At 74.7% G+C, this 6,070-nt stretch carries 4 protein-coding genes and 2 pseudogenes; 4 read left to right on the top strand and 2 right to left on the bottom strand.

The genetic code is table 11. The features are described 5' to 3' along the window. Together RKE29_RS27140 and RKE29_RS27135 are read left to right on the top strand one after the other, a co-directional pair. Positions 1-487 (top strand): annotated as a pseudogene (locus RKE29_RS27140) (elongation factor G-like protein EF-G2); the annotation flags it as partial. Between the two features lie 374 nt (positions 488-861). Next, on the top strand, positions 862-2,592 hold the full coding sequence (locus RKE29_RS27135; protein ID WP_312008308.1) for a hypothetical protein: 1,731 nt from the start codon (positions 862-864) through the stop codon (positions 2,590-2,592). An 81-nt stretch (positions 2,593-2,673) separates the two neighbouring features. Here RKE29_RS27135 and RKE29_RS27130 read toward each other — a convergent pair whose 3' ends face one another. Both RKE29_RS27130 and RKE29_RS27125 read right to left on the bottom strand, forming a co-directional pair. After that, positions 2,674-3,234 (bottom strand): HIT domain-containing protein, encoded by a 561-nt coding sequence (locus tag RKE29_RS27130; RefSeq protein ID WP_312008307.1) that lies wholly within the window; start codon positions 3,232-3,234, stop codon positions 2,674-2,676. A 512-nt stretch (positions 3,235-3,746) separates the two neighbouring features. Further along, positions 3,747-3,863: pseudogene (locus tag RKE29_RS27125) on the bottom strand (XRE family transcriptional regulator); the annotation flags it as partial. Between the two features lie 81 nt (positions 3,864-3,944). On the opposite strand from RKE29_RS27125, the gene RKE29_RS27120 reads away from it, so the two are divergent. Together RKE29_RS27120 and RKE29_RS27115 are read left to right on the top strand one after the other, a co-directional pair. After that, positions 3,945-4,751: an SDR family NAD(P)-dependent oxidoreductase gene (locus RKE29_RS27120; RefSeq protein ID WP_312008306.1), complete on the top strand. Its 807-nt coding sequence runs from the start codon at positions 3,945-3,947 to the stop codon at positions 4,749-4,751. A 207-nt stretch (positions 4,752-4,958) separates the two neighbouring features. Then, positions 4,959-5,684, top strand: coding sequence for a 3'-5' exonuclease (locus RKE29_RS27115; protein ID WP_312008305.1), 726 nt, complete (start codon positions 4,959-4,961; stop codon positions 5,682-5,684). Positions 5,685-6,070 lie beyond the last annotated feature (386 nt).

Raw genomic sequence — 6,070 nt, 5'->3', positions numbered from 1 at the left:
CCGGCAGTTCATCCCGTCCGTCGAGAAGGGCGTGCGCGCGCAGGCGGCGCGCGGCGTGTCCGCCGGGTACCCGCTGGTGGACGTGGCGGTGACCCTGGTGGACGGCAGGGCGCACGCGGTGGACTCCTCCGACGCGGCCTTCCAGACGGCGGGCGCGCTGGCGCTGCGGGACGCGGCCGCCCGGGCCGGCGTCCGGCTGCTGGAGCCGGTGGTGGAGGCGCGGGTGCTGGTCCCCGACGCGTACGTGGGCCCGGTCATGAGCGACCTGTCCGGGCGGCGCGGCCGGGTGGTGGGCACCGAGCAGTCGGACGGCGGGGTCACGGTGGTGCGCGCCGAGGTCCCCGAGCTGGGCATCGAGCGGTACGCGGTGGACCTGCGCTCGCTCACGCACGGCGCGGGGCGGTTCAGCCGCTCGTACGCGCGCCACGAGCCGATGCCGCCGCAGGTGGCCGACCGGGTGCGCGAGGGCGCGGCGGCGGGCGCGTAGCGGGAGCCGCACGCGGGTCGTACGGCGGGCGCGTACGGCGGCGGCGCCGGCCGGCGGGGCGTACGGCACCGGACGGAGCGGGACCGGGGCGGACGGCCCGGCGGCGGCACGGCCTCGGGACAGCCTCGGAACGGCCTGCGGACGGGCCGCCGCACGGGCCCGCGCGCGGCCCGGCGGTCGCGGACGCGCGGGCCGGTCGGCGGCAAGCCGGCGTGCGGGGCGTAGCCGGGCCGCCGACGGGGCACAGTCCGGGCAGAGCAGGACAGGTCCGGCCGGTGGGGCGGGCGGGGTGTGGGAGGCCCTGGCGACAGGGGGCGCGCGGCCCGGATACGCTGAGGCCGCGGCTCAAGCGGCGTGCGGTATAGGGGGCGTTGGTGACGGACGGATTCGACTTCAGTCCCGGGGCGCAGGTGCCGCTCACGGGGGCGGCGGGACAGACCGCGGCGACCCAGGCGCTGGCGTCGGCCGCCTACCGGGACGGGCCGCCGGCCAAGCTGCTCGACGCCAACTCCGAGTGGATGCAGTCGGAGGTCAAGGAGCCGCGGATATCGCTGTTCGAGCCGAACCTCGGCGAGGCGTTCGCCCGGGCCGTGCAGCAGCGGATGATCGGCAAGGGCCGCGGGCAGCTGATCCAGTCCTTCGGCATGGAGCCGCAGACGGTGGTCGAGCACTGCCTGGCGGCCAGCCGGATCCGGCGGACGCGCGACGCCCGGCTCACCGTCATCATGGCGGTCTTCGGCCTGCTGTTCCTGCCCGGGGTGCTGCTGTGGCTGGGCGCGTTCCAGCTGCGGCGCACGATAGCCGGGGCGCAGGACAAGCGGGTGGGCGCGCTGGGCTTCGCGCTGCTGGCCGCGCTCACCGTGATCACCGTGATCTTCCTGGTCAGGCTGCCGTTCGGCGGCTTCTGGGGGATCTACCTGCGCGGCGTGGTGGTCGCGCCGGTGGTCGGCTGGTATCTGGCCAAGCGGGTCTGCGAGCGTACGGCAAAGGACCTGCGGGACCGCTGGAGCGGCCTGCTGGCGGGCGGCGGCGTGGGCGCCAGGATCCCCGAGTCGGTGCCGAAGAACCCGGGTGAGAAGACGGCCGAGGATCTGCGCGCGTCGTTGCACAAGCTCACCGCCGAGCAGTACAGCAACATCGTCTTCTACGCCGGTCCCAAGGGCATCCTGGGCATGGGCACCCGCTGGGGAAGCTGGCAGCTCGCCGAGGACCTGGTGCCCGCCGACCCCGGCCGGGACATCGACCCGTTCCGCAGCTGGGACGTCATACGGGCCATCCACGACCGGCTGCGCCTGCTGGAGCGCGGCGCCCTGCACACCGGCGGCTTCCCCACCCCCTCGGTGCGGCACTGGGTGGTCTCGCCGGTCGGCGAGGGCGCGAAGACCGTGGCGCGCGGCGGCAGCTCCGAGGAGGAGGGCTACCAGATAAAGGGCGTGGACCTCCAGCGGATCTGCGACGAGCAGCAGTTCGGCAGCGGCGACCGGCACTACCTGGGCGTGCAGTTCGTGCTGTGGGACGGCCAGCTGGTGATCTCGATGCTGATCACGGTGACGTACCTGCACAACACGCTGCGCGTCGAGGTCACCGCGCACGCGCTCGGCCCGGTGCACCCGCTGTTCACCAGCAAGCCGTCGGCGCCGACGAAGACGGTCAGCAAGCCGTTCAAGTTCTGGGAGACCAAGTCGGTCCCGCTGCCGCTGGTCAACGCCCGCGAGGTGGTGCGGCTGGCCGCGCGCGCGCCGCTGACCTGGTATCCGCCGCTGCTGGAGTACTGGGGCGGGAAGCTGGTGCTGCCCGAGCCGTTCGGGCTGCGGCACGCGTGGGCGGACAAGCCGTGGCGGCACCGCTTCATGGCGGACGACGCGCTGCGCACCGCGACGCCCGTGCTGCGCGCGGTCCACGAGGCGGCCATCAAGGTGCTGCGGGAGCACGGCGTGGACACCGAGCGGTTCGGCAGCCGCTCGCTGGTGCTCAGCGGGCAGGTGCAGGACGCGGCGCCCAAGCGCGCCGANGTGGACACCGAGCGGTTCGGCAGCCGCTCGCTGGTGCTCAGCGGGCAGGTGCAGGACGCGGCGCCCAAGCGCGCCGACCTCTACGACGCGTAGCCCCCGCGCGGACGGGCCCGCCGCGGTGCCTCGGTGGCACCGCGGCGGGCCCGTCCGCGTCTCGCGGCGCCGCGCGGGCCGTTACGCGCCGGGCCAGGCGGCGGCGATCATGCGGCGGGTGTCGGCGAGCAGCTGCGGCAGCACCTTGGTGTGGCCGACGACGGGCATGAAGTTGGTGTCGCCGCCCCAGCGCGGCACCACGTGCTGGTGCAGGTGCGCGGCGATGCCCGCGCCCGCGACGGTGCCCTGGTTCATGCCGATGTTGAAGCCGTGCGCGCCGGAGGCGGCGCGCAGCGCGACCATGGCGGCCTTGGTGTACTCGGCGAGTTCGGCCGTCTCCGGGCCGTCGAGGTCGGTGTAGTCGGCGACGTGCCGGAAGGGCACGACCATCAGGTGCCCGCCGGTGTACGGGTACAGGTTCAGCACGGCGTACACGTACCGGCCGCGGGCGAGGATCAGCCCGTCCTCGTCGCTCTTGCCGGGGATCGCGCAGAAGGGACAGCCGTCTCCGGCGCCCGGACCGGTGGGCTTGTTCTCGCCCTGGATGTACGCCATCCGGTGGGGTGTCCACAGACGCTGGAAGGCGTCCTGGGTGCCGACTCCGATCTGCTGTTCCGGCTCGCTCGTCATGATGTGCAGCATAGGCGCCCGCGACGGGCGCCGAAGCGGTGAGGGGGCGGGCCCCGGGCCGGACCGCCCCCTCACGGCACCCTCGTTCCGCTCCGCGGCCCGCCGGTCCGCGGGGCCGGCCGCGGAGGGCGGCTCAGACCTGGACGCGCCGCCGCACCGCGTCGGCGATCTCGGCGAGGGCCTCCTCGCGACCGTACCGAGGTTCCGGGGTGGGCCGCGAAGGGGTTGCGCCGCGGCGCGGACCGGGCCGGGCAGGTGGCGGGCCGCGCCCCGCCCGGCCGAGGCGGAATCGACGCGATCCCGGAGTGCACCGCCCAGAAGCACCAGCACGCCTGGTGAAGATGTCCGCGGGGCAGAACGCCGTGGCTGCGCAGGGCCGCGCGCGTGTCGTGCCGGTCACCTCGCAGAAGCCGGGCCAGGGCCGCTTCGGACGGGCTCCCGGCCGTCGCCTGGTACACGATGATCACCTGTTGCTCGGCGCCGCCGACGGTGAGCGCCTGCCGCCGCAGGGCGAGGCCGCCGACCGCCAGCCGGGCCGGTTCCTCCCGGCGCAGCCCCGCCACCCGGCGCCGCCCCGTTGCGGGCGCCCCCGCGTCCGCCGGGGAGACTCGCCCGCGCCGGGCCTTGAGGAAATCTCCCAGTAGGTTGTCGGCCGCCGTGGTGCGAGGGTAACCCCGCGGGGGTGCTGGCTGACGACGCGCGGACGGCGCAGGCTCGATGACATGAAGACCTGGTTCATCACCGGCGCGTCCCGCGGCTTCGGCCGCATCTGGGCCGAAGCCGCTCTCGACCGTGGCGACCGCGTCGCCGCCACAGCACGCGACCCCGAGACCCTGCGACCCCTCGTCGACGCCCATGGGAACAACGTCCTCCCACTCCGCCTCGACGTGACCGACCGCACCGCCGCGACCACCGCGGTGCGGCGGGCCGCCGAGACCCTCGGCCGCCTGGACGTGGTCGTCAACAACGCGGGCTACGGGCTGTTCGGAATGGTCGAGGAAACCACCGAGGAGCAGGCCCGCGCCCAACTCGACACCAACCTGTTCGGACCGCTGTGGGTGACGCAGGCGGCTCTGCCGTACCTGCGGGCCCAGGGCAGCGGCCACATCCTCCAGGTTTCCAGCCTCGGTGGCCTCGCCGCCTTCCCCACGCTCGGGCTGTACAACGCCTCCAAGTGGGCCCTGGAGGGGATGAGCGAGGCCCTCGCCCAGGAGGTCGGCTCGTTCGGCATCCACGTCACCCTCGTCGAACCCGGCCCCTACGGCACCGACTGGTCAGGCGCCTCCGCGGCGCACACCGAGCCGCTCCCCGCCTACGAGCCCGTCCGCGTCGCGCGCCGGGCCGGCGCGTCCGCCCGCGCGCCCCAGGACCCGCGGGCCACCGCCGCCGCCGTCCTCGAACTCGTCGACACCGACACGCCGCCCCTGCGGATCTTCCTCGGCACCTATCCCTACCCGGTTGTCGAGGCGGCCTGTCGGAAGCGGCTCGACACCTGGCAGGACTGGCGGTACCTCGCGTCCCGGGCGTGACCGGACGAGAGTCCGGTGCGGGGCGACGGGCGGTGCGCCGACCGGCCGCCGCGGCCCGGGCCGGCGCGTACGGACCGTTCCGCCACCGGGCACACGCCCGGGACAGCTTCGCCCGGGCGGCGGTTCGACGGCGGGGGTCCTCGGGTATCACCTGTCCAAGGCCGGGCAGCGGCACCACCCGGCCGGACGGTGTGAGGAGTTGAGGCCATGCCCCGCTGGTTCGAGGGACCGCTCGCCGCCTTGGACGCCAGGGCCACCGGAGCCGACACCGAGCGGGACCGCGTGGTCTCGGCCGCCTTCGTCATCCAGCGGGAGCCCGACGGCGTCGCCGAGTGCCGGCGCTGGCTGGTCAGCCCCGGGGTGCCGGTCCCCGAATCCGCCGCCGAGGCGCACGGCCTGACGGAGGATCACCTGCGGCGGCACGGCAGGTGGCCGGCGCCGGTCATGCAGGAGGTGGGCCAGGGGCTCGCCGAGAGCGCGGCGTCCGGGATTCCGCTGGTGGTGATGGACGCGCCGTTCGATCTGACGCTGCTGGACCGGGAGCTGCGACGGCACCGCAACTCCTCGCTGACCGCGGCCCTGTCCGGAAGCCCACTGCGGGTGCTCGACCCGCAGGTCCTCGACCGGCACCTCGACCGCTACCGCAAGGGCCGCCGCACGCTGGCCGACCTGTGCGCGCGCTACGGCGTGGAGCAGGCGCGGACGCGCGACACGGCCGCCGACGCGCTCGCCGCCCTGAAGGTCGTACGGGCGCTGGGCCGGCGCTTCGCGTCCCGGCTGGAGGCGCTGAGCCCGGCCGAGCTGCACGAGCGGCAGACGGAGTGGTACGCGGCCCAGGCGCGCGGACTCCAGGCGTGGTTCGCGCGGGACGGCTCGGACGAGCACCTGAACCCGTCCTGGCCGCTGCGCCCCGGGCTGCCCGCCGTGGCGTGAACGCCCGCGAGTCGAACGCCCGCGCGGGAGCCGACGCGGTTGCCGCCACGCTGCCGGGGCCGGAAACCCCGACAGCGGCGACGCACCGAGGCCGACGTCGACAAGGACCCTGCTCGGCTCCGACCCGGGTGTCGGAGAGGTCGCGGCCCTACGCTGTCCTCCATGCCTACGGACAGCGCGCACGGCGACGCCACGTCAGCCCGTCGCCTCATCCTGTGGGACGTGGACCACACGCTCGTCAGTATTGGCGGTGGGGTAAGCCGCACCATCTACGAACGGGCCTTCCAGCCCCAGGCAACCAACAGGGGCCGCCCTGGCGGACGGCCCCTGAAAGTAACAAGTTGCAATGGTCTTCTTATGGTGGGCGATACTGGGATCGAACCAGT

This window comes from Streptomyces sp. B1866, assembly GCF_031932565.1.
GTDB lineage: Bacteria > Actinomycetota > Actinomycetes > Streptomycetales > Streptomycetaceae > Streptomyces.
The sequence above is the reverse complement of the archived record's forward strand: the minus strand, read 5'-3'. Positions and strand labels throughout refer to the sequence as shown.